Raw genomic sequence first — 22,312 nt, 5'->3', positions numbered from 1 at the left:
CACATTCTGGACGAGCCACTTCCACATTTCTTTGTTGTCCAGCTCTAGCGGCTAGAATCTCCGGTCGTTTCGCCCCCTCGGACGAGGCAAAAAGCGCCTCTCTGTCGGGTGCTCCAACGTCTTGTGATTCTGAGCGAGCCGCTTCCGCTTTTATTAAGAAGTTAGGTGGGAGATAAACTGCCCGTAAAAGCCCGATTGGTGAGGGCTAATAATCAGTGGGGGATGAAGAAAACCCCCACTGATTAAAGTTTCACTTTATGGGAGGAGATAGATAAATAAGTAGCCCTAGGATATAGAGCTACTTGTAATTTGCTTTTGTATAATGGAACAAAATTGTTTTCTTACATTTTTATCATAGATATCTCGAAATTGTACCCATTCATCGTTGTAGTAAAGAGCGATGTGAGAGTTGAAAAAATAAGGATGTTCCTTTACTTCCTCAATGCGTTCGTATAGGTATTCCTCAAATCGCGGAGGGTTAGATTCAGTCTTTTCTTTATATATAAACAACAATCTTTTATTTGTTGTTAATACTACTCCGGGTGCAGTTGGTAATTTACCTAGAAATAAAGATAAAGAACATTGTGTGTGAAAAAGAATCGTTTCATCTTCATGGAGTAGGCTTTTTACTATATCTCGTAATATTGACATTGTATTCAATCCTTTCCGTATATTATGATTATATCATGTTTATTGGTACTATTTTGAAAAAATGTATAGAGTAATAGGGGGATGTTCATGACTAAAAAGCTAGATTATATTCGTTTTATTCGAGAGAAAGTTGGACCTGAACGAATCTTTCTTAATTTTGCAGGTGGACTTATTTGTAACGAAGAAGGCGAAGTACTTCTACAAAAACGAGGAGATAGAAATGCGTGGGGATTTCCTGGCGGTGCAATGGAACTTGGTGAATCTGCTGAAGAGACAGCCAGTCGTGAAGTATATGAAGAAACGGGATTAAAGGTAACAGTTGAACACTTAATTGGCGTGTATACGAAATATTACGATGAATATCCAAATGGAGATCAAGCGCAGACGATTGCGTTCTTTTTTCAATGCAAGCCAGTAGGCGGGACGTTAAAAATAGATGGTCATGAAACGTTAGAGCTCAAGTATTTTCCAGTTAACCAATTCCCACCGCTATTTGTGCAACAGCATGAAGATGCGTGGGAAGATTGGCTCTCGAACAAGAAGGGATGTTTTAGATAAAGTGAAACTTCCATCAGTGGTTTTTTTTTCATCCCCCACTGATGGTTAGTTGAACCAATCGGGCTTTTACGGGCAGTTATCCCCCACCTATCTTCTTCGATTCTCTCTCAATCTTGAGGTGGGGGTCTTACTGCCCGTTAATGCGGGATAAATATATGTAGGATAAAAATTTCAGTTAATAAGTAACATTTCTGTTCATATTTGGTTTCTCTTTTCTAGTAAAATATCTAATATACATCTTTATTAATGGAGTGATAAACATGGGTCTAAAAGAACAAGCAATAAAAGAATTTCAAGAGAAAATATCTTCAACTGAAAATATACAAGGAATGATCACAGCTTATTACGAAATGCAAAATGGAATGTCTGGCTTAGTAGGAGTACCAAATGGAAATTCTACACCTGTGAAAGGTATGTTAGCTTATACTGAACAACAGTTATTATTTTATGGTGAAATATTTGGAAAGCTCCCTATTTCATTACAAATACCTTATTATCAAATGAATAAAATAAAAGAAACGAAGCATGTATTTGCGCTTTTTAAAACGTTTCCTGCAATTGCTGTTTTTCATCAGGAACAAGAAATTTTTACAACACGTGGAAATGAAGAAGAATTTATACGATTACAAGCATTCTTTGAAAAGATTAAACTTATTTCTACGCATTAAATAATACTGAATGTGCAAAGATAATTTATCCCGCTATTTGTGGGCAGTAATACTCCCGCCTCAACATTCAGCGGAAGCATTGTCCAGCTCTAGCGGCTAGAATCTCCGGCCGTTTCGCCGCCCCTCGGACGAGGCAAAAAGCGCCTCTCTGACAGGGGCGTGGGCGTCCTGCGATTCTGAACGAGCCGCTTCCGCTTTTCTTAAGAAGTTATGCGGGAGATAAACTGCCCGTAAAAGCACGATTGGTGAGGGCTAATAATCAGTGGGGGATAAAGAAAACCCCCACTGATTAAAGTTTCACTTTATCTGTGAATACTGCAAGAAGAATGACAACAATTTTTTGTACGTATCGAGAAGGAATAAAAGAAGTTGCCCCTAAAAGTTGTGTAATAATAACCTTTGGGGGCAGTCTTGTTTTAACAATTAAAAAGATTGATTTTGTGCGGGTTTAATAAATTGCTCTGGGTTTTCAATTAATCCGCACGCAGCGCATTGTACGCGATATGTAGGGCCTTGGTAGGACATATGAAATGCACTTATACTATCATTTGTATATTCTTCTTCAATTTGGCCAGTTTGTGGATTTAATTTTACCGGTTTTATTGTTTGTTCAATAATGTTGAATCGTGTGCGGTTTGTTTTGCAATTTGGACAAAGCATTGGTTCCATTTTAACACACCTCCATTGTTAGCATTTGTAACTATGGGAGTGTTTATTCATGAGAAAAAATTATAGAAAGGATTTTTGTGTTTTTTGTCAAATTATAGTAAGGATGTGAAGGAGGTTCCGACAGTTTCAAAAAAATTTATAAAAAGTTATAAAAGATAATAAAAACTATCACATCTCCTTTTGTCAGGCCCTATAACAAAAAGGGAGTTGTTTTCTATGGGAAGAATGATAATAATTAAAGAAGCGGCAGAATTATTCGGTGTAGACAAACAAACGGTACGTTCTTGGTCTAACAAAGGGCCATTAGAGACAATCATCACTCCAAATGGACATCGATTATATGATATAGATGCAATTGACGCCTTTTTAGGCATTCAAACAAATACAGAAAAATTAATAAACAAACAAGTTTTTATCTATGCTTGTGTTTCCACAAAAAAACAAGTGGAAAACGCGGAGGAAAAAAAGTAAGTAAAGAGATTGAAAATGTAGTAACGAAAGGAGAGTACTAGATGAAAACAACACGTTCTTGTAAAATCAAAACCCTCACAAGAGAACAAAGGGAACAACTTCTTGATTTGATTCGTACATTTGAAAGTGCCAAACGGTATAGTTTTAATCGTTTAACAGAAGGACATCACGATAAAGAATTGATCAAGAAATTACAACACGTGTATTCCTTAAATAAACGTTATTGTGAAGATGCAGTTTTACAAGCACAAACCATCATTTCCTCCCAAAAAGAACTCCTTCCTGTTTATCTAGAAAACAATCAAAAAAAGTTAGAACAAACCATACAAAAAATAGAGGAATATGAAAGTGGTAGAAAAAGACCCAAAAAAGTACCATTAGACGTTTGTTTAAACGGTTTACGAAGGCGAAAACAAAAAGTAGAACAAAAAATTGTGATGTATGAAACGCATATTGCAAACGGCACATTACCGCCTGTTATTTTCGGTGGTCGAAAAGCCTTCTATGAACGTATGAAGCAAAACATTTCCAATCAAGAATGGAAATGTTTACGGACAAGGCAATTGTATTCAAGAGGTGATAAAAGTAAAAAAGGAAATTTAAATATGCGGATCACAATGGATGATAACGGCCAAGGTTGGTTAGAAATCGCCAATCCGTTCGGTTTGACTCCAGGAAAAAGAACAAGTCCTCGTATTGTAGTACCGATTGTAATTCCGTATCGTTATTACAAAGAACTCACAGATGTCGTCATGGGGACACAAACAGGTGTGAATTCAAAAGGAAAACCAATGATTGACCACCAAGCATATAGTGTAGAATTACTTCGTAAAAAAGAGGAATTCTATGTAAACATTACATTTGAGGAAACGAAAACAGGTCGTATGTTAGACTTCAAAGAAGTCCCAATATCTGATGTGATTGCAGGGATTGATGTCAATCCTGATCGTATAGCCGTCAGTTTATGCACGAAGCAAGGGAATTTCAAAGGATCAAAAATCTTTTATTTACACAATCTAGATACGTTTTCTATGGATAAACGTGCTACTGTAATCGGGCAAATGACACAACAAATTAAAGATGGGTTATTTTCTCAACATGTTGGCGGCATTGTCCTAGAAGATTTACATTTTCAACAATCTCATGATACAGACAAATACAGCAATCGTAAATTTCATCAGTTTACTTACAAGAAGATGGTAAGTAGTTTAATCAGAATGGGGCTTCGCAATGGACTTTCCGTCAAAACGGTGAACCCTGCTTATACAAGCGTGATTGGAAAACTAAAGTATAGTAAAAAGTATGGGATTAGCGTTCATGAAACGGCTGCGTTTACGATTGCACGTCGTGGACTCGGACTACAAGAAAAACTACCAAAAGAAATGATTTCTTTGTTACAAAACCAAATCGCAACGAAACTTCGTATTCTTATTGCTTCATTGGAAGAAAGCAATAAGAATACAAAAAAGGTATATAAGAAATGGTTACAAACCATCGCAATATGGAAAGACCATCACAACTGGAAATTATGGAGTATCCTTCATAAAACAGTGTATATGAGTAATGAACAAATTTTATTTCAAATCAAGAAGGGAGGGAACCTGGTTTAAAACTTATATCCCTTTGCGTATAGTTGACTCGGATGAATGACTATGCGCAATACAAGACCGTTCCTAACAGGAATCTGCCGTTATTCTTTCACAGTAGGTGAATGAGAAGGTGATACCCTTGCGGACAGGAAAAAGGTGAGAATCCTTTTCGGTAGTTGGCTTTTGTCTTGGTTCGCCAACGTTTTGATAGATTTTTATAAGTTTTTTAAACTAGGAAGAAATGTGAAATTTCAAATGAAATATATCATTTTATATGCGAAGCAATATGAGGAATGCATCCATTTTTATCGCGATATTTTACAGTTACCGATAAAGGGGGAGCATGGTACATATGTTGAGTTTGACACAGGTTCTACAATTTTGGCAATCAATAGTAGAGAAAGTGTTCAAGAGTTAACAGGATTATCAATTTCGAAGGCGTTATCGGAATCATCTACATTTGAAATTGGATTTGTGGTCGATAATGTTTCAGAAACAATAAATAGTTTCAAAAAACATGGCGTAAAGGTGTTAGTAGAGCCTGTTACAAAACCATGGGGACAAACCGTTTCTTACGTTTGTGATCCAGATGGGAATTATATTGAAATTTGCAGTTCATTAGACTAAAGGTGGGAAAAGAATGAAGAAGTTTCCTAGTTTAGAAACAGATCGTCTATATTTAAGAGAATTAACGTTAGTTGATGCAGATACAATGTTCCAGTATTTTGCAAAAGAATCTGTTATTCGTTATTTTGGAATGGATTCGTTTCAAAATATTGAAGAAGTAAAAAACGTCATCAAAAATTTTAGGAGCAGATATGAAGAAGGATCTGCATTTCGCTGGGGAATTGTATTAAAAGGAACAGATCAACTAATTGGAACGTGCGGTTTTCATCTCATTAATAACAAACATAAACGGGCTGAAATCGGCTATGAACTGGATGAAACATATTGGGGAAAAGGATATGCGACAGAAGCACTGCAGGCTATTCTTACATACGGGTTTGAAACACTTTATTTTGAGAGAATTTCAGCAGTTGTGTACCCGGAAAATGAATCATCTCGCAAATTATTACAAAAAGCAGGCTTTACAGAAGAAGGATTGCTTCGCAAATATATGATTCAAAATGAAGTGATGCATGATGCGATTATGTATTCGATGTTAAAGGAAGAATGGGCAACATTACTTCAAAGTACGATGAACACGTAAAATTGAAAAGAAACCATTATGAAATTGATTCAAATAGCAAAACAATTTAAAAACTTTATACAAAATTCTTTTCTTAGTTAGTAATCCCTGGTAATATCTAATTTAGAGATGTAAAGAAAGGGGAATCTGTACATATGTGGAATACCTTGAAATGATTATTTAATTGGATAGAGACAGTGGCGGTCCTTGGTTCTTAAGGATGCGTTTATTTGTCTATCTTAAATCATTCAAGGGATACATGGTGTGGACAATTAAATTCCCATTGCCGAGCAGATACCTTTGTATATCTGCTTTTATTTATGGGTAAAAATACATCTCTATTGACACAATCATAGGGTCCCTAAATTGGGGGGATTTTAATGAAAAGTCAGTACGAAAAAGAAGAAGCACTAACAGGAGGGAATGTCTCCAGTGTATATCGTTTGGGAGATACGGTTCGACGAAAATTAAAGCCTGATAGTGTTAAAATTCATACATTGCTAAAACACCTTGAAAACAAAGGCTTAAATGGTGTGCCAAAGTTTCTAGGAATTGATGAAAAAGAGAGAGAAATCTTATCCTTTATCGAAGGAGAAGCTGGAAATTATCCGTTAAAAAAATACATGTGGTCGGATGAGGCTTTAAAAGAGATCGCAAAAATGCTTCGTCTCTATCATGATGCGGTGAGTGATTTTCCAATGGAAGAACGTTGGCAACCCATTGATAACACCCCGCAGCCATTTGAGGTGATGTGCCATAATGATTTTGCCATCTATAACATTATCTTTAATCGTGAAAAACCAGTAGGTGTGATTGATTTTGATTTGGCTGCTCCTGGTCCAAGACTTTGGGATATCGCCTATACGCTTTACACTTGCGTTCCTTTAAGTAGGCTTTATCATACGGAAGCAGGCGAAGCCATTTATTATGATTCGTTAAAGGATGCTGAGCGAATCAAACAAAAGGTTAAACTGTTTTTTGATTCCTATGGTATGGAGGGAATAGAAAAAGGGTTTTTAGAAATGGTATTGCTGCGGGTAGAAGGATTATGTAAAACCATACAAAGGAAAGCCAAAGAAGGCGATATGGCGTTTCAAAAAATGATCGACGAAGGACATTATGATCATTATCAAGAGGAACTTCGATTCATTCGCGAACACGGAAAAGGGTGGATTTAAGAGAAAAGTCTTGGTGAACTAACGGAGTGTAAGCGTGAAAAAAGAGACCATCTTTTGCTTTAAGGCCACACAATTTAGGATTAAGATTTTCATGGAAGGGAAGTATAAAGAAAAAAGGAATATACATTGTTGATTCTAAAGAAGTAGTTAGCAGTAATTTGAAGTAAAGATGATTGTGATATTGCATTCCATAAAAAAGAATGTTACTCTAAAAATAGAATTATGAGAGGACTGATGGATGAATAATGATTAACTAATCTATATTTAAATTTGAAATTAATAACTTCAAAATACAAAATATAGGGTTAGTCTATCCATTTTTATAAATCAGTTCATACTTTATTTGTCATGATTCCAATGATTAATAAGAACTTATTAAGTATAAGTGAACTACTAATCCTTCCGATTACAAATTGGGAGGATTTTTTTATTCTCTTATAGGTAAGTTGATATTTAATAATCCGTAACTGTAACCTAACAAATAAAGGAGAGAGAAAAATGAGTAATTCAGACACTATTGTTACACATGTAATGCTCTATATAAGTCGTTAATATCCATCAAACTTATATGGAGGAATTAAAAAATTGATGGATATTCCGACTTTATATGAAAAGTGTTGATATATAAAGGAGGAATTATTATGTCAATGATAAAAGTTCAAGACTTAACTTTTTCATACCCAGGTAGCTTTGATGATATTTTTGAAGGTGTAAATTTTCAAATAGATACGGATTGGAAACTGGGGTTTATTGGTAGAAATGGACGAGGTAAAACGACATTCTTTAATTTATTATTAGGGAATTATGAGTATAGTGGGAAAATCACTTCTTCGGTAGAATTTAATTATTTCCCTTACCCAGTTTCAGATAAGAACAAGTTTACTCATGAAATTCTTGAAGAAATTTGTCCCCAAGCAGAAGATTGGGAATTTCTGCGTGAAATATCCTATTTAAATGTTGATGCCGAGGCTATGTATCGACCATTTAAAACATTATCAAATGGAGAACAAACAAAGGTGTTGCTTGCTGCACTGTTTTTGAATGAGGGTCAATTTCTATTAATTGATGAGCCAACAAATCATCTAGACACTGATGCACGAAAGATGGTCTCTGATTATCTAAGGAAGAAAAAAGGGTTTATTTTGATTTCACATGACAGAATCTTTTTAGATGGATGCGTTGACCATATCTTATCTATAAATAGGGCAAATATTGAAGTTCAAAGTGGTAACTATTCTTCTTGGAAGTTAAATTTTGATCGACAGCAGGAACACGAAGAGGCTACAAATGAGCGTTTACAAAAAGACATAGGGAGATTAAAACAGTCTTCAAAAACTTCAGCAGGTTGGTCTCATCAAGTGGAAGCTTCCAAAAATGGAACAAGGAATTCAGGATCTAAGTTAGATAAGGGTTTTGTAGGACATAAAGCGGCCAAGATGATGAAGAGAGCGAAGAACCTTGAATCAAGGCAGCAAAAAGCTATTGAAGAAAAGTCAAAATTACTAAAAAATGTGGAGAAAACTGAGTCGCTAAAATTAGAACAATTGAAATTTCAGTCAAATGAATTAGTTGTTTTGACTGATGTGTCTGTTAAGTATGATGACCAAATAGTAAATGAATCAATTCGCTTCATAGTTGAACAAGGGGACCGAATTGTACTTGATGGAAAGAATGGAAGCGGGAAAAGTAGTATCCTAAAACTAATTCTAGGACATCCAATACAGCATACAGGCTCAGTTAATTTAGGCTCAGGACTCATCATTTCCTATGTCCAACAAGATACTTCTCATTTGAAGGGATCGTTATCGGACTTTATTGAAGAGCACGAGATTGATGAGACGCTATTTAAATCCATCCTACGTAAGATGGATTTTGACCGAATTCAATTTGAGAAAGATATATCTTATTATTCTGGTGGACAAAAGAAAAAGCTGCTTATCGCTAAAAGTTTATGTGAAAAAGCTCATTTATATATATGGGATGAACCATTAAATTTTATTGATATTTATTCGCGTATGCAGATTGAAGAGCTTATTCAACAATTTAATCCCACAATGGTTATTGTTGAGCATGATAAGGCATTTCAACAAACAGTTGCAACAAAAACTATATCTATGTAGTTCAAAGTGAATGATTGAAGATATAATTAGTAAATCAAGTCAGTAAACTATAGGGCGCTTTAATGGAGTGATGAAAAAAGCCTAATTTCTCTACAATAAATTGAGAAATTAGGCTTTTTAATAGGAAAAGTAGGATACTTTTCATGTTATTTTTAGTAATTATAAAATACAAATTTTGGATTTACTGGGCTATTCTTTTGATTTAAAATAAGAAGTAATATTCTGAAAAATATAAAGAGTATAGAGGTTGGAAAAAATGAATGGTTTTAAAGATGGGAGATTATGATTATGAGTGAAATATTTAAAACAAATATTTTTTGTAGTTCACCAATAAATCAAATAAAAGTAAAGAAAAAAGAAATAGATACTATGTTCCCAATTTCGATATTTGATCAGATTGTTAAAGAAAAAATTAAGGTTGATTTTGTACACATATCTGTAGAGGAAGTCTTATTTTCTGTAGAGAATGAAAAATTAGCAAAGGTCATTACAATTATCGAACAGTTAGACTATATTCCTGAAATCAATCCAGGGTGTATTAAGGTAACCATAGAAGGAACAGTTGAATTTTCTGGGGTGCCAGGAATCGTAGCACAAGTCAGTTCTGCTTTATGGAAAAAAGGTGTGCAAATCTTACAAGCTGCAGATAGTCATAAGACGATTTGGGTTCTGATAAAAGAAGAAGATAGAAAGGTAGCAGTGGATGCATTATGGGAAGCTTTCAATGAATTGAATAGATTTTGTAGGAAAATAAATAAAGATAAACTAAGTGCTGTGCCGTGCTAAAAGATATTACTGTGGATTTGAAATAAAGTTATGATGTTCATAAAAAAGTTGCGATACTTTAAGTCTCGTGCTCATCAACTTAAGAATTTTATAACGTCCCCAAAACAAAAAAATGTACATTTTCACCTGGAGATGCCAATTTTCTCGTTTTGGGGAACAATGAGTTTCTTAGCTTGATGGCGATGCGGTGAGACCTCGCGAATCTTTTTGCCACTATCAATTCCCACATTACAAATAATTCGTACATCATATATGATACTATTTTTCACAAAAAGAAATAAATGTAATTTTTGTGAAAAATAGAAAGGAGGGATGGAATGTTTTCTCGATATGCTAGTAAAGCAGAAGAATGTTATAGTACGGGGATAATCGTTTTATCTGTTATATTTTTTGTCTTATTAAAAAACCCGATTATTTTTTATGCGATGGCAGGATTACATTTTATAATATCTCTAATTTACAAACCAATGAATGCTAAAACATTAATATTTAACATATTAGGTCTTTTGTTAATTTGTACCCTTAACTATCTTCTTTTTTATATTTTCTAATCATAGCAAGTTTAAGAAGCGGAATATAAAAGCACCACCTAGAATCACCAAAAAACGATCGCTTTTGAAGTAAAGTTCAGATATTAAGTCTAGTCTTTTTCTATTGAGTAAGTGGACTAAAAATACTGAAAGGCTGGTGTATTTTCCTTGAAAATTTTAGAAACAGATCGACTTGCCCTTCGCTTACAAACAACCGACGATGCGGCATTTATCCTTGAGCTTATGAACGCCCCCTCTTGGTTGAAGTTCATTGGCGATCGAGGTTTGAGAACAATAGAAGACTCAGTTGCCTATATTTTGAATGGACCAATTCGTATGTATGAAGAATTCGGTTTTTATCTTTTTTTGGTGGAACGAAAAGAGGATCATGTACCGATTGGAATCTGCGGTCTGATAAAAAGAGATTCCTTAGAGGATGTGGATATTGGATTTGCCTTTCTTCCAAAGTATTGGTCAAAAGGATACGCCTATGAAGCAGCCTCCGCGATAATGACATATGGAAAAGATACGTTGGGGCTAAATCGTATTGTAGCGATTACTACTAAAGACAATCACGCTTCAGCCAAGCTTCTCGAAAAAGTGGGGTTGCAGTTTGAACGATTGGTTCGAATGCCTAATGATCCTGAAGAACTTAAATTATTTGCCTACGATAGACAAAATGAAAACCATATAAATAACCATCTAGAATCATTCGATACAAAAATGATTCTAGATCAATTAACTGCTACCTTTTTTGATGCGTTTACCAATCAAAATGGAATTAAACCTAATATACGTGTATTGTACGAATTATTTGTTCCAGAAGCTGTGATCATCAAAAATACGGATTCGTCTCCTGTCATTTATAATTTTCAGCAGTTTATCGAGCCTCGTGAGAAACTATTGGGAGAAGGGCATTTGATTGACTTTAAGGAAGAAGAAACGTACGAGATCACAGAAATTTTCGGCAATATCGCTCATCGCTTCAGTCTATATCAAAAATCTGGAGTGTTATCTAGCGAAGCTTTTGCTACAATGGGCATGAAAACCATACAATTTATTCACACTCCTAGTGGTTGGAAAATTAGTTCAGTGGCTTGGGATGATGAAAGAAGTGGCTTAACCATTCCAGATAAATATCGAAAATAACCACTCGATTTGTTAGAATGTTGCAAATTATGTATATGATTACTAGTGCAATGAGAACCAACATACATCCAGGTTTCCCTATAAATGTACGGTCAAAAATGTCAGTGGAGTCATCCTTCTGTCTATTACGCAAAATATTCCCTCCACTTTAGGGTATTAACCACCCATAATATTAATCGTAGGAAAAATAAACGAGCAAAAAGGTGGCTATGTTAATGACTAAGAGTGGAATAAGAATTGAAGATTATAATCCAGAATGGTCAATTATTTTTAAAGATCTAAAGTGTGTTCTTGAAGCCGAATTAGGCGACTTATTATTGTCCATTGAACATGTTGGTAGTACTTCAGTCAATAATCTAAGTGCAAAACCTATTATAGATTTAGACCTTGTAATGGATAACCGAAGCATGCTTCCAAAAGTTACTCAAAAGCTTGGGAAATTAGGTTATTATCATGAAGGTAATCTAGGCGTTGAAGGGCGTGAAGCTTTTGGAAGAAAAGATCATTTCACGCCATGGCATGGAGAAAAAAGAATATGGATGGAACACCACTTATATGTTTGCTGTAAAGATAATAAGGAACTTGCAAGACATTTAGTGTTTCGTAATTATCTTCGCAATCATCCAGAAGCTGCTAAAGAATATGGTCGATTAAAAAAGGAATTAGCAAATACAGTAAATGATCGAGTGCGTTATGTGGAAGGTAAAAGTGAGTTTATAAATAAGATTTTAGAAGAAGTAATGAAATCATCTTGAACTAAAAGACTAGTTATAATTTAACATCCGATACCACTAATTATGCGAACGGAAGTCTTTTCAAATCTTCTGAAGAGACTTTTAAACCTTTTGTGATACGTTGGTTTTATCTTAACAAAAGATGCTTTCATGTACAGAAAATAATTTTTCAGTCTACAACTATTTTTTTAATGAAACAGTAAAGTAGGTGAATGAATTGGTAAATTACGAACGGAAAATTATTAATACAGAAAGAGGTTCCTTTGAAATTTTTGTTAGTGGTAATGGCAAACCTTTGTGTATAACACACCTATACCAAGAATTCTCCAGTAAAGGTTCAATTTTTGCAGATTGTCTATCATCCTTTTACAAGGTTATCTTAGTTAATTTAAAACAGGCTGGAAATTCATCAAAGGCTCGAAACTCAAATGAACTGACAATGAATGAGACTGTTAAAGACCTCGAAAGCATAAGAACTGAGTTAGGGTACCAAAAATGGTCTTTTGCTGGACATTCTGCGGGTGGATTTTTAGGGTTAACATATGCTACCAGTAAACCTCAGGTATTGGATTCGCTTATATTATGTGATACTTCCGCATCTAACGAGTTTTTAAATTCGGAAAGTTGCATATATAATTTTAAAACAGGGCAACATCGTAAGGTGGTATCCAAGATATTTTTATCATTGATGTTACCCTTTGTTTCGAAAACAAAGAAAGAAATAGCTAATAAGAAGTTGATTGAACTGTCTCTCCATAAACCAGAAAAGTATAATGAGTATTTTAGTGAGCAATCCTTTAGTAAAATTATTAGAAAAAGAATGAGGGCTTATAATAGTGATCTTAAAACATATGATGTTCGCGCTAAATTAAAACATATTCATTTCCCTACTCTTATTCTTTGTGGTCAATATGATGTTCAATGCCCTGTTTTGTACTCAAAAGAAATACATACATTGATTCCAGGTTCTAAATTAGTAATTTTTGAGAATAGCAATCATTTTCCTTTCGTTGAAGAGAAGGAATCTTTTATAAGCACCGTTCGAGAATTTATTACCATCTAATTAATATATATAAATTTGGATAAACGAAGAAGCAATGATAAATCAACACTATTAATTAAGCGAGTCTTTAGTTATGAAACGGTGTATTTATAAAACTTTTTGTCTACTTGCATGACAGGAAAACTTGTAGGTAATTTATCAATTTCTACATTTTCAAAATGATGCTTCTCGTAAAACTTATGGGCCGCTACAAACTGTAACGTCGTTCCTAAGTATATTTCTTTCACTTCTTTTGTCTTTGCCCATGCAATCGTATTATGTAATAAAAGACTAGCTGTTTGAAATATTTTGCCTCTAAACTCTTTTTTTACAAACATTTTTCTCAATGCTACTTGACGATTGCCAATATCTAAAAGAGCGATCGTGCCTACAACTTCTCCTTGATAAAGTGCAACCCAAAAATTACCGTTACCAAATTGGTAAACGCTTTCTATGCTAAGTAAATCAGGTTGATCCTCTTTTGAAATAGGAATATTGTATTCATCTTGTTGGATGGAAAGAATTAAATCTAAAACTTGAGATTGATAGTCAGAAGAGTATTCTTGTATGGTAAGAGTTTCATTCATATATAACACCGTCCGTTTATTGTAGATTTTTATTACTGCTTTCATTATACAAGATTCCATATTGATTATTCTAATAATTCGGAAGTGAAAACCTTCTCGATTTATTCTAAAAGTACCGGATAGAAATGTTTAAGGTTTTAAAAGTAATTGAATAATAAATGTAAAGGGGAATGATTATTGTATGAAAAAAGTATTGTTTCTCGCTTATCCACAATACGCTGATTTTGAAGTAGCCCACGCATTATTTTTGCTTAGAAAAATGGGTAAAGTAAAAATTACTACTGTCTCCGTAGATGGTAAACCAGTAGAAAGTATTGGTGGGTTAAGGATTCAAGTCGAAGCTTCTTTATCTGAAATTAAAGTAAATGAATTTGATCTCATCCTTATTTCTGGAGGAGATGGCGTTCATGAAATAGTAGATGAGAGAATTGTTAGTAAGATGTTAATGAACGCCTTTCACTTACATATTCCCATTGCTTCTATATGTGCTTCCGCTATTTTGTTGGGGAAAGCAGGGATACTTAACGGTAGAAAATTTACGTGTCTTCAGCATACATATGAGAATAACAAATCCCTATTTGAAACATCGGTATATACAGGAGCAGATATTGAAGTGGAAGACACAATAATAACTGCAAAAGGTACTGCGTTTGCAGAGTTTGCGGTAGCTGTTTGTCAAGTAATGGACTTGTTGAAAGAGAAAGAAAAATTAGATTTAACTTTAAAGTTTTGTAAGGGAATAACCTCTTAACTTAAGAATCTTTTTAAAGGGAATTTCAATAAAGAAGAAATAGGGGGGAGATAGGATGTTGGACCATTTTTCAATTATAAATATCATTTTTACTATTCTATTCTTCGCTTTAATACTGTTATTTTTTATTTCACTTGGTGCGTTTATACGCAGGAGACTCATCAATCAATCTAGTCAAAGCACTTCTTTAGTGGAAATTGAGAAGAAATTAGATAGAGTTATTGAGATGTTGGAGGGGAAAGAAAAAAATTGACAGCATGCTTGATAAAACAAGTAAGAAAATTTATGAAATTAGAAAAGAACAAGTAATTTGGATAAAGCCTATTACTTGTTCTTATATCGTGAATATAGATACGGTCTGAATGTTTAGTTTGTAATAGTATTATATAATTCTAGCGCTTCTTTTACATTTAATCCATTTTTTACGATGCCATGAATCGATTGAATCATCGCAGCCGGATGTCCGGATTGCCAAATATTCCGTCCCATATCAACACCAACTGCACCTTCTTGCAGTGCATTGTATGTAATTGTAAGCACTGCTTCAATTGTGTCTAACTTTGGTCCACCTGCAATCACAACTGGAGCTGGACATGTACTTGTGATTTTTTCAAAGCCTTCACAGTAATACGTTTTAATGATATCAGCACCCATTTCAACACATACACGTGACGCTAACGCTAAAAAACGTGCTTCTCGTTTTTGAAGTTCTTTTGCTACCGCGGTGATCCCGAGTACAGGTAAGCCGTAATCGTGCGCTTCAGATACAACATTTGCAAGGTTTGTTACAGTTTGTGTTTCATAATCAGATCCAACAAAGACAGATACGCCAACTCCAGCTACGTTATGACGCAGAGCTTCTTTTATTGGGGTAACGATTGTTTCATTCGCAAGATCTTTTCCAACTACAGTAGCCCCGCCTGATACACGAAGGACCATAGGAGTTTTACAATTTTCTGGTATACAAGAATTAAGAACGCCTCTCGTTAAAAAAAGAGAGTCTGTATATGGGAGTAAGCTTTTTACTGTTTCAAGAGGCTGTTCCAATCCATGAATGGGTCCTAAAAAATAACCGTGATCAATTGCTAACATAACTGCTTTTCCATCCGGCAAAATAGTATGTAAGCGATTTTGAAATCCCCAAGTCATAGGGTATCACTCCTTAATTACAGTTTGGATTTTTTGTTTGTACAGTATCTTTTTCTTGCAAATGAGGTGACTTAATAAAGAGAGCTTTAAAATTTTGTGAAGAACGATTGATGAGATAGTGAGATTCATGAGGACGAACTTGTAAGACGTCACCTTGTTTAATAGGAACTTTTACGTGATTAATATAGAAATCTATTTCACCCTCTAATGCATAGAAAATTTCTTCACAAGTTGTATGATAATGGTGTTGAAAATCTTGCCCTGGTTTAATGACAACAACACCTATATCAATATTAGGGCCCTTTACTAAATATTTTGGTCCATTATCACCGAAGCGATAGGAGAAATCTTCTTCATTTACTTTTAACATGCTTTTCACTCCTTTTTGTAACAATTTACAGAGCGCCAGGTGCAATCCACATATGAGAAGTAAAGCCTTGATCAGCTAATTGGAGTTGCTGCTGATATACAGCCTTCCAGTTTTTATATAGTTTTTGGTATTGTTCATGGTTTTCATTGTTTGGTATATACGTTGTTTCCCATTTTACAAATTGTTCAGAAATAGACTCCATTGAATGATAAATACCGGCACCAATCCCTGCTACAATTGCTGTGCCTAAAGCGGCTGCTTCTTTAACCACTGGTACTTTTACAGGAACACCTAATACATCAGCGACAATTTGACACCATAACTTTCCCTTTGACGCCCCTCCAGCAAAGACTACCTCTTTCGGGAACTGTCCTGTTAATTCTTCAATTAACTTTAAATTTCCATATGTTACGAAAGCTGCATTTTCTTCAATTGCTCGAAACATTTCTTTCTTCCCGCACTTTTCTGAATCTAAGCTTAAATTTATAAAAGAGGGAGATGCATGTCGCCAAGAAATATAGTTCATGACATTAGAAAAAATTGGAATGATACCGTGTGATCCAACTGGGACATGTTTTGCTTGTTCCTCTAATAATTCGTAAGCATCGATACCTAGTTCTTCTGCTCGCTGTTTTTCTTCCAGGCAGAAAGCATCGCGAAACCAGCGCATAACAAGACCGGGAAAAAAGGCAATTGTTTCGTATTGCCAAAGAGTAGGAAGAACATGACAATTTACACGAATGCGAGCGTTTGGATCTAGTACAGGATTGCTTACGTTCACTTCTTGTTGCCAAAAACTTCCGCCGCAAATGAAAGTTTGCCCGCTTTTGACAACTCCAGAACCGAGAGAAGCCATTTGCGCATCTCCGCCTCCAGTAACAACAGGCGTTCCCTCGAATAATCCAGTTTCTGCTGCGCATTGTTTTGTTACGTTTCCAATAATAGTTCCAGCTTCATTTATTTTCGGTGAGAGTACTGATGAGAGGTTGCATTTCTCTATTAGTTCTGGAGCCCAATTTCTAGTATGTAAATTAAAAATTCCCGTCGTACATCCATTGGAAGGATCCATTTGTAATACGCCGCACAACTTATATAAAATCCAATCATTTAGCATTGTAATAGAATGTGCTCTTTCATAAATGTCAGGTTGATGTTTTGCAATCCATTTTAATCTTGGTAATGCACCTAGAGCGAATGTTTGCCCTGATATTGTATATATATCATGTTCAAGGTGAGATTGTATTTGTTTAAGTTGTGTAACTTCAGCCGCCGCACGGTTATCAACATTGGCACACGCCCAAATTTCAGTACCATCCTTGTCATATAAAACAAATCCTTCGCGCATGCTTGTTGCACTAATTCCTTGAATAGAAGAAGGGGAAACACCGCTTGTTTGTAGTACATCTTTTGTACAGTCTTGAATAAGCTTCCAATTTTCCTTTATGTCAAAATCCATTGAACCTGGATATCGTGAGTTTTCTAGATGAACCCATTCTCGTTGACTAACAGCAAGTTGCTTCCCTTGTAAATTAAATAAGACAGCTCGGATACTACCGGTTCCAGCATCATAAGCTAATAGAGCAGTCATTATATTCCACGCTCCTTCTCTAGTAAACGGACAACCTTATTTCTAGATATATGTAGTAAGGAGGCAACTTTTTGTTGGGGAAGATAATCTTTGTAATAACACCACGTAGTTTTTGTTAACAGGTTTTCTTCAAAGTTTAGTTGTATCATGATTTCCATCTCTTCAACATATGTACAAATATTTTTATTTATACCGTTAGCAGTTGGAAATTACTTGAGAAAAATAATTTTCAGATATGAAGAAAAAGATATACAGTGCTATAAAGCAAGTAGAGAAAAAATAGTATTTGAAAAATGTTTTCTATTTAAAAATAGGTGAAAGTATTTTAAAAGCGTATCTAGGACATTAATGCCATTATTTCTTCTAAGGCAATACAAGTTAATAGTTGATGAAATTATATCGTTCTGTTAAATGGAAGAATATTTCTAAAAAATGAAAGTAACTAGTTACTTTCATTTTTCTTTATGGTAATATGTTAGTAACCACTTACTTACATATTGGATGGAGGGAAATAAAATGAGAAAAACATCAGCAAGAGAAAAGATTATTGAAGCAGCTGTTTTATTGTTTGGTGAAAAAGGATACACAGCAACTACAATTCGTGAAGTTGCTGAAAAGGCAGAGGTAAGCGAATTAACCATTTTTCGTAACTTTAAAAATAAAGAAAATTTATTTCGAGAAAGTATTATTTTACGAACAACACCAGTTGCGTTGTTAGAAGGATTGGATGAGCAGTTTACTGGTGATTTAAGTAAAGACCTTACAACAATTGCAGAAACATACATACAGATTAACCTTCCAAAGTTAAATTATATTTGGGCAGCTTTACTTGAATCCAGACAAAATAGTGAGATGAAACGACTGCTTCATGAATTAAATTCACATTTAGTTGATCACTTAGAAACATATTTACAAAAACTTAGTGAAAAAGGGTACATTGCACCGTGCAATTATCGATTAATAGCAAACATGTTTTATGGTCAGTTATTTTTATATATTATGAATGTTAGCCTAACTGACGAGGGTATTAAGTTAGAAGAATACATAGAGACAAGTGTAAATCTTTTTGTTAACGGGGTTTCTTATAAGGAAAATAAAGTGAAACTTTAATCAGTGGGGGTTTTCTTCATCTCCCACTGATTATTAGTTGAACCAATCGGGCTTTTACGGGCAGTTTATCCCCCACCTAACTTCTTTGCTTTCGCCGAATTTTGAGGTGGGAGTATTACTGCCCGTTAATGCGGGATAAATAGGGAGATATAAGGATATGAGAAAATTATTTGCACTATTTGCATTAGTTTCTGGATTTTTTATGGCGATCTTAGATTCAAATATTGTGAGCATTGCACTTCCAGAAATGACGAAAACGTTTCATACTTCAATAGACAATATTTCGTGGATTGCAAATGGATATAACGTTGCGTTTGTTACATGTTTATTAATTGCGGCACGTCTTGCAGATCAATTTGGTCGCAAGATGTTGTTTGTTATTGGTTTATTAGGATTTTCAATTAGTTCACTAATGTGTGGATTTGCCTCTTCTTTTCATATGTTAGTTATTTTTCGTGTACTCCAAGGGATGTCTGCTGCTATTATTGTTCCAGTTGCGATGCCACTTGGATTAGAACTTGTTCCAAAAGAAAAACAAGGTATGATTAGTGGGATTATGGGGGCCTTTGGCGGCTTAGCTGCTGCGATTGGTCCTTCTCTTGGCGGTGTTTTAACAGATAAATGGAGCTGGAATTGGGTGTTTTTTATTAATGTTCCGATTGGTATCCTTTCTTTATTCTTCGTTTTCTTTTTAATCAAAGAATCTTATGATCATACAGCTAGCCGTAAAATAGATTGGCCAGGTATGATTACTTCATCATTCGCTTTGTTTACACTTGTATATGCTCTTATACAAGTGAATAAACAAAGTGTAAACTACGCAACTATGAGTTCTCTGTTTATCATTTCTTTTATAAGTTTCGTATTATTTATTATCATTGAAAAGAAAAGTGAAAATCCGATGTTACCTTTACACTTATTCAGATACAAGGAGTTTTCATTTGCTAATCTCGCTTTGTTTTTTGTGGGAATGGGTCTTATGAACTTTTTATTTGTTTTTGCTTTTTATCTAGTAGAAGTAGAAGGAATGAGTGAACTTCGGGCCGGAACGATTATTAGTACATTAGCAATTGTTTCAATGGTGGTGACTGCAATTATGACACCAATTTCTGCTAAGCGTGGAAGTATTGCTATTGGTTGTATTGGGATTATTGCATTTTTAATTGCTTCTTATTCATTTGGTCATATGTCATTAAACGATACGGATTGGGACTATGTATGGAGGCTTATGATTGTAGGTATTGGTACAGGTTGTACACTCGCTCCTTTTACAACAACTGCAGTATTAAGTGTACCAACTGAAAAAGCGGGTATTGCATCAAGTGTATCAAATATTTCTAGAACAGTAGGTAGTATTGTTGGGGTAGCTGTTTTAGTTGTTATGTTAAATCATCAACTATCTATTGAAAAAGAAAAAGTAAATAAGGAAGCGGAAAAAATCATTTATGAAAGTAATCAAACAAGTTTACAAAAGGAAAAAATGATCCAAGAGTTAAAATTAATAACTTCACAGCAAAGTGTAATGAAGGATGCGAGTGAAAATAATAAATTTTATAAACAAATTCAAGTAAAATATAAACATGCGGTTATGAATAGTTTTAATCAAACTTTCCAAATAGGTGGGATTATTTTTCTCTTCGCGTTGCTTAGTTTAGTGATCGAAATGTATATGAAAAGAAGGGAGAAAGCTAAAAAAGTAGCTATGCTTTCTTCGAATGAAATGTAATAATAATATTATGTAAACTCTATTTTTGTAATATTTAATGAAAATGAACATTGAGACTATTGTGAACAGGGGAGGATTATGTTATTTCAGAAAAAAGATTTATCGATTCGATACGTAACAGAAAATGATGTTCAAACCTTATCAAACTGGCTATCAAACCCTGAAGTTTTATGCTTTTATGAAGGACGAGACAAACCGCGGTCACCAGAACAAGTTCGAGAGCGTTATATAAGTAGTTCGGGAGAGAAAAGGTGTATTGTAGAATACAAAAACAAATCTATCGGTTATATACAAATATATCCTTTAGATCCAGAATGGAAAGCGTTATATGGATATGATGAGAGAGAAAATGTGTGGGGAATGGATCAATTTATCGGAGAAACAGCGTACTGGAATCGAGGAATTGGTACAGAACTTGTACTGGCTGCAATTACATATATTAAGAATGAATTAGGAGCATTCGCAATCGCGATGGACCCAAGAGTAAGTAATGAAAGGGCAATTCGTTGTTATGAGAAGTGTGGATTTCAAAAAGTGAAAGTGTTGAAAGAACATGAATTGCATGAAGGGGTATGGGAAGATTGTTGGATAATGGAATATAAAAATGAAGGGGATTGTGTGTAATGAAACAAGCGCTTATAGTAATTGACGTGCAAGAAGGTATGTATACAGTAGGTATACCTGTACATAATGGCTCAGAATTATTGCGAAATTTACAGGAAATCATTCAAAAATGTCGTGCGCAGGATATTCCTGTTATTTATGTGCAGCATAATGGATCTGATGGGCATCCGTTAGAAAAAGGAACAGCAGGTTGGCACATTCATTCTAAAATTGCTCCAATGCCAAATGAGATGATAGTGGAAAAAGAAACACCGGATTCTTTTTATAAAACAAATCTTCGTGAAGTTTTACAAGAAAAAGAAGTTGAACATCTGTTCGTTTGTGGATTGCAAACAGAATATTGCGTAGATACAACCGTTCGCCGTGCGTTTAGTGAAGGGTATAAAGTAACGTTGATTCAAGGGGCGCATAGTACGTTTGACTCAGAGCAATTATGCGCTGAGGATATCATTCACCATCATAACAAAGTATTAGGTTGGTTTGCGGATATAGTAGATGTAAAAGAAATAAAGTGAAACTTTAATCAGTGGGGGTTTTTTTCATCCCCCACTGATTATTAGTTGAACCAATCGGGCTTTTACGGGTAGTTTATCTCCCGCCTAACTTCTTTGCTTTCGCGGAATTTTGAGGCGGGAGTATTACTGCCCGTTAATGCGGGATAAAACTGATTGTATGATAGTTAAGCCAGCATTTTTAGAGTGAATTCCTAGAAATGCTGGCTTATTTACTATATAAATCTATTCCATATACTGATGGAATTAATAATTATGTTAAGGGCACTCGCCCTCTGAAATTGATCTTGAAAGGCTTTTTCACGTAATTCTCCTTGCTTTCCAAAGAATATAGAATGTACTAGTGCGTGCATTTGTCTCTCCTGTATTTAATCCTCTCTGGATTTGCCAATGCATGGTTTTATCAGATAGATAATCTAAAATAAAAATGTTTTTTCAATCCTCCCATTTCTCGTAATGCTTTAGCCACTTTATTTTGACTATAGGAGGAACTTAAATAGTAGGTAGTTCCATGTATTGTTACTTGTTGGATGGATCAAGCCCTTTTTAGACAGTCTCTTG

At 34.7% G+C, this 22,312-nt stretch carries 23 protein-coding genes and 3 pseudogenes; 18 read left to right on the top strand and 8 right to left on the bottom strand.

Annotated features, from left to right (window positions below):
- Nucleotides 1-285: 285 nt before the first annotated feature.
- Nucleotides 286-651 (bottom strand): PH domain-containing protein, encoded by a 366-nt coding sequence (locus MR076_RS22280; protein WP_242224227.1) that lies wholly within the window; start codon nt 649-651, stop codon nt 286-288.
- Between the two features lie 87 nt (nt 652-738).
- Here MR076_RS22280 and MR076_RS22275 point away from each other — a divergent pair, with 87 nt between their 5' ends.
- Both MR076_RS22275 and MR076_RS22270 read left to right on the top strand, forming a co-directional pair.
- Entirely contained in the window at nt 739-1,209 is a 471-nt protein-coding gene (locus tag MR076_RS22275; protein ID WP_242224226.1) for an NUDIX hydrolase, read from the top strand.
- Between the two features lie 260 nt (nt 1,210-1,469).
- A complete protein-coding gene (locus tag MR076_RS22270) occupies nt 1,470-1,877 on the top strand; it encodes a hypothetical protein (protein WP_242224225.1) in 408 nt (135 codons plus the stop codon).
- A 423-nt stretch (nt 1,878-2,300) separates the two neighbouring features.
- On the opposite strand, the gene MR076_RS22265 is transcribed toward MR076_RS22270, so the two are convergent.
- On the bottom strand, nt 2,301-2,546 hold the full coding sequence (locus tag MR076_RS22265; protein WP_242224224.1) for a DNA alkylation repair protein: 246 nt from the start codon (nt 2,544-2,546) through the stop codon (nt 2,301-2,303).
- Nucleotides 2,547-2,762: 216 nt separating this feature from the next.
- Between MR076_RS22265 and MR076_RS22260 the strand changes: the two genes are divergently transcribed.
- The 10 genes and pseudogenes from MR076_RS22260 to MR076_RS22215 all read left to right on the top strand — a co-directional run bounded on the left by MR076_RS22260 (nt 2,763) and on the right by MR076_RS22215 (nt 13,355).
- On the top strand, nt 2,763-3,017 hold the full coding sequence (locus MR076_RS22260; RefSeq protein ID WP_242224223.1) for a MerR family transcriptional regulator: 255 nt from the start codon (nt 2,763-2,765) through the stop codon (nt 3,015-3,017).
- A gap of 41 nt (nt 3,018-3,058) precedes the next feature.
- Nucleotides 3,059-4,627 carry an IS200/IS605 family accessory protein TnpB-related protein gene (locus MR076_RS22255; protein WP_242224222.1) on the top strand — a complete coding sequence of 523 codons (1,569 nt, stop codon included), beginning with the start codon at nt 3,059-3,061 and terminating at the stop codon, nt 4,625-4,627.
- A gap of 222 nt (nt 4,628-4,849) precedes the next feature.
- On the top strand, nt 4,850-5,233 hold the full coding sequence (locus MR076_RS22250; RefSeq protein WP_242224221.1) for a VOC family protein: 384 nt from the start codon (nt 4,850-4,852) through the stop codon (nt 5,231-5,233).
- Between the two features lie 13 nt (nt 5,234-5,246).
- On the top strand, nt 5,247-5,816 hold the full coding sequence (locus MR076_RS22245) for a GNAT family N-acetyltransferase (RefSeq protein ID WP_242224220.1): 570 nt from the start codon (nt 5,247-5,249) through the stop codon (nt 5,814-5,816).
- A 359-nt stretch (nt 5,817-6,175) separates the two neighbouring features.
- A complete protein-coding gene (locus MR076_RS22240) occupies nt 6,176-6,973 on the top strand; it encodes a phosphotransferase (RefSeq protein WP_242224219.1) in 798 nt (265 codons plus the stop codon).
- A gap of 641 nt (nt 6,974-7,614) precedes the next feature.
- Nucleotides 7,615-9,093, top strand: a complete 1,479-nt coding sequence (locus tag MR076_RS22235) for an Lsa family ABC-F type ribosomal protection protein (RefSeq protein ID WP_242224218.1) — start codon at nt 7,615-7,617, stop codon at nt 9,091-9,093.
- A 288-nt stretch (nt 9,094-9,381) separates the two neighbouring features.
- Entirely contained in the window at nt 9,382-9,879 is a 498-nt protein-coding gene (locus MR076_RS22230; protein ID WP_242224217.1) for an ACT domain-containing protein, read from the top strand.
- A 698-nt stretch (nt 9,880-10,577) separates the two neighbouring features.
- Nucleotides 10,578-11,093: pseudogene (locus MR076_RS22225) on the top strand (GNAT family N-acetyltransferase); the annotation flags it as partial.
- A gap of 680 nt (nt 11,094-11,773) precedes the next feature.
- Nucleotides 11,774-12,313 carry a GrpB family protein gene (locus MR076_RS22220; protein WP_242224216.1) on the top strand — a complete coding sequence of 180 codons (540 nt, stop codon included), beginning with the start codon at nt 11,774-11,776 and terminating at the stop codon, nt 12,311-12,313.
- Nucleotides 12,314-12,509: 196 nt separating this feature from the next.
- Nucleotides 12,510-13,355, top strand: coding sequence for an alpha/beta fold hydrolase (locus tag MR076_RS22215; protein WP_242224215.1), 846 nt, complete (start codon nt 12,510-12,512; stop codon nt 13,353-13,355).
- Between the two features lie 71 nt (nt 13,356-13,426).
- On the opposite strand, the gene MR076_RS22210 is transcribed toward MR076_RS22215, so the two are convergent.
- Nucleotides 13,427-13,921 carry a GNAT family N-acetyltransferase gene (locus tag MR076_RS22210; RefSeq protein WP_242224230.1) on the bottom strand — a complete coding sequence of 165 codons (495 nt, stop codon included), beginning with the start codon at nt 13,919-13,921 and terminating at the stop codon, nt 13,427-13,429.
- Between the two features lie 181 nt (nt 13,922-14,102).
- Between MR076_RS22210 and MR076_RS22205 the strand changes: the two genes are divergently transcribed.
- On the top strand, nt 14,103-14,672 hold the full coding sequence (locus MR076_RS22205; RefSeq protein WP_242224214.1) for a DJ-1/PfpI family protein: 570 nt from the start codon (nt 14,103-14,105) through the stop codon (nt 14,670-14,672).
- A gap of 55 nt (nt 14,673-14,727) precedes the next feature.
- Nucleotides 14,728-14,925 (top strand): DUF4083 family protein, encoded by a 198-nt coding sequence (locus MR076_RS22200; protein ID WP_242224213.1) that lies wholly within the window; start codon nt 14,728-14,730, stop codon nt 14,923-14,925.
- 113 nt (nt 14,926-15,038) lie between these two features.
- Here the strand turns inward: MR076_RS22200 and lsrF are convergent, their stop codons facing one another.
- From lsrF to MR076_RS22180, 4 genes and pseudogenes are all read right to left on the bottom strand, one after another.
- The gene (lsrF, locus tag MR076_RS22195; protein ID WP_242224212.1) at nt 15,039-15,821 is read right to left on the bottom strand and encodes a 3-hydroxy-5-phosphonooxypentane-2,4-dione thiolase; all 783 of its coding nucleotides are present in this window, start codon (nt 15,819-15,821) and stop codon (nt 15,039-15,041) included.
- 13 nt (nt 15,822-15,834) lie between these two features.
- Nucleotides 15,835-16,191, bottom strand: coding sequence for a cupin domain-containing protein (locus MR076_RS22190; RefSeq protein WP_242224211.1), 357 nt, complete (start codon nt 16,189-16,191; stop codon nt 15,835-15,837).
- A 25-nt stretch (nt 16,192-16,216) separates the two neighbouring features.
- On the bottom strand, nt 16,217-17,779 hold the full coding sequence (lsrK, locus tag MR076_RS22185; protein WP_242224210.1) for an autoinducer-2 kinase: 1,563 nt from the start codon (nt 17,777-17,779) through the stop codon (nt 16,217-16,219).
- Nucleotides 17,780-17,787: 8 nt separating this feature from the next.
- Nucleotides 17,788-17,937 (bottom strand): annotated as a pseudogene (locus tag MR076_RS22180) (sugar-binding transcriptional regulator); the annotation flags it as partial.
- Nucleotides 17,938-18,295: 358 nt separating this feature from the next.
- Between MR076_RS22180 and MR076_RS22175 the strand changes: the two are divergent.
- From MR076_RS22175 to MR076_RS22160, 4 genes are all read left to right on the top strand, one after another.
- Complete coding sequence (locus MR076_RS22175) at nt 18,296-18,889, top strand: TetR/AcrR family transcriptional regulator (RefSeq protein ID WP_242224209.1); 594 nt, start codon at nt 18,296-18,298, stop codon at nt 18,887-18,889.
- A gap of 157 nt (nt 18,890-19,046) precedes the next feature.
- Nucleotides 19,047-20,615 (top strand): MFS transporter, encoded by a 1,569-nt coding sequence (locus tag MR076_RS22170; protein WP_242224208.1) that lies wholly within the window; start codon nt 19,047-19,049, stop codon nt 20,613-20,615.
- 78 nt (nt 20,616-20,693) lie between these two features.
- Complete coding sequence (locus tag MR076_RS22165; protein ID WP_242224207.1) at nt 20,694-21,239, top strand: GNAT family N-acetyltransferase; 546 nt, start codon at nt 20,694-20,696, stop codon at nt 21,237-21,239.
- Nucleotides 21,239-21,754, top strand: a complete 516-nt coding sequence (locus MR076_RS22160) for a cysteine hydrolase family protein (protein ID WP_242224206.1) — start codon at nt 21,239-21,241, stop codon at nt 21,752-21,754. The genes MR076_RS22165 and MR076_RS22160 overlap by 1 nt, the downstream gene beginning before the upstream one ends.
- A gap of 224 nt (nt 21,755-21,978) precedes the next feature.
- On the opposite strand, the pseudogene MR076_RS22155 reads toward MR076_RS22160, so the two are convergent.
- Nucleotides 21,979-22,247 (bottom strand): annotated as a pseudogene (locus MR076_RS22155) (Tn3 family transposase); the annotation flags it as partial.
- Between the last annotated feature and the right edge of the window lie 65 nt (nt 22,248-22,312).

Origin of the sequence: Bacillus cereus group sp. BfR-BA-01380 (assembly GCF_022663535.1) — a bacterium.
Taxonomy (GTDB): Bacteria; Bacillota; Bacilli; order Bacillales; family Bacillaceae_G; genus Bacillus_A; species Bacillus_A cereus_BB.
Note: the sequence above shows the minus strand (reverse complement) of the source record. Positions and strands in the feature narration are given on the sequence as shown.

What these genes read in the sequence shown, in the direction of transcription:
- MR076_RS22280 (WP_242224227.1), bottom strand. Translation starts at nt 651, where the DNA reads ATGTCAATATTACGAGATATAGTAAAAAGCCTACTCCATGAAGATGAA.
- MR076_RS22275 (WP_242224226.1), top strand. Translation starts at nt 739, where the DNA reads ATGACTAAAAAGCTAGATTATATTCGTTTTATTCGAGAGAAAGTTGGA.
- MR076_RS22270 (WP_242224225.1), top strand. Translation starts at nt 1,470, where the DNA reads ATGGGTCTAAAAGAACAAGCAATAAAAGAATTTCAAGAGAAAATATCT.
- MR076_RS22265 (WP_242224224.1), bottom strand. Translation starts at nt 2,546, where the DNA reads ATGGAACCAATGCTTTGTCCAAATTGCAAAACAAACCGCACACGATTC.
- MR076_RS22260 (WP_242224223.1), top strand. Translation starts at nt 2,763, where the DNA reads ATGGGAAGAATGATAATAATTAAAGAAGCGGCAGAATTATTCGGTGTA.
- MR076_RS22255 (WP_242224222.1), top strand. Translation starts at nt 3,059, where the DNA reads ATGAAAACAACACGTTCTTGTAAAATCAAAACCCTCACAAGAGAACAA.
- MR076_RS22245 (WP_242224220.1), top strand. Translation starts at nt 5,247, where the DNA reads ATGAAGAAGTTTCCTAGTTTAGAAACAGATCGTCTATATTTAAGAGAA.
- MR076_RS22240 (WP_242224219.1), top strand. Translation starts at nt 6,176, where the DNA reads ATGAAAAGTCAGTACGAAAAAGAAGAAGCACTAACAGGAGGGAATGTC.
- MR076_RS22235 (WP_242224218.1), top strand. Translation starts at nt 7,615, where the DNA reads ATGTCAATGATAAAAGTTCAAGACTTAACTTTTTCATACCCAGGTAGC.
- MR076_RS22230 (WP_242224217.1), top strand. Translation starts at nt 9,382, where the DNA reads ATGAGTGAAATATTTAAAACAAATATTTTTTGTAGTTCACCAATAAAT.
- MR076_RS22220 (WP_242224216.1), top strand. Translation starts at nt 11,774, where the DNA reads ATGACTAAGAGTGGAATAAGAATTGAAGATTATAATCCAGAATGGTCA.
- MR076_RS22210 (WP_242224230.1), bottom strand. Translation starts at nt 13,921, where the DNA reads ATGAATGAAACTCTTACCATACAAGAATACTCTTCTGACTATCAATCT.
- MR076_RS22205 (WP_242224214.1), top strand. Translation starts at nt 14,103, where the DNA reads ATGAAAAAAGTATTGTTTCTCGCTTATCCACAATACGCTGATTTTGAA.
- MR076_RS22200 (WP_242224213.1), top strand. Translation starts at nt 14,728, where the DNA reads ATGTTGGACCATTTTTCAATTATAAATATCATTTTTACTATTCTATTC.
- lsrF (WP_242224212.1), bottom strand. Translation starts at nt 15,821, where the DNA reads ATGACTTGGGGATTTCAAAATCGCTTACATACTATTTTGCCGGATGGA.
- MR076_RS22190 (WP_242224211.1), bottom strand. Translation starts at nt 16,191, where the DNA reads ATGTTAAAAGTAAATGAAGAAGATTTCTCCTATCGCTTCGGTGATAAT.
- lsrK (WP_242224210.1), bottom strand. Translation starts at nt 17,779, where the DNA reads ATGACTGCTCTATTAGCTTATGATGCTGGAACCGGTAGTATCCGAGCT.
- MR076_RS22175 (WP_242224209.1), top strand. Translation starts at nt 18,296, where the DNA reads ATGAGAAAAACATCAGCAAGAGAAAAGATTATTGAAGCAGCTGTTTTA.
- MR076_RS22170 (WP_242224208.1), top strand. Translation starts at nt 19,047, where the DNA reads ATGAGAAAATTATTTGCACTATTTGCATTAGTTTCTGGATTTTTTATG.
- MR076_RS22165 (WP_242224207.1), top strand. Translation starts at nt 20,694, where the DNA reads ATGTTATTTCAGAAAAAAGATTTATCGATTCGATACGTAACAGAAAAT.
- MR076_RS22160 (WP_242224206.1), top strand. Translation starts at nt 21,239, where the DNA reads ATGAAACAAGCGCTTATAGTAATTGACGTGCAAGAAGGTATGTATACA.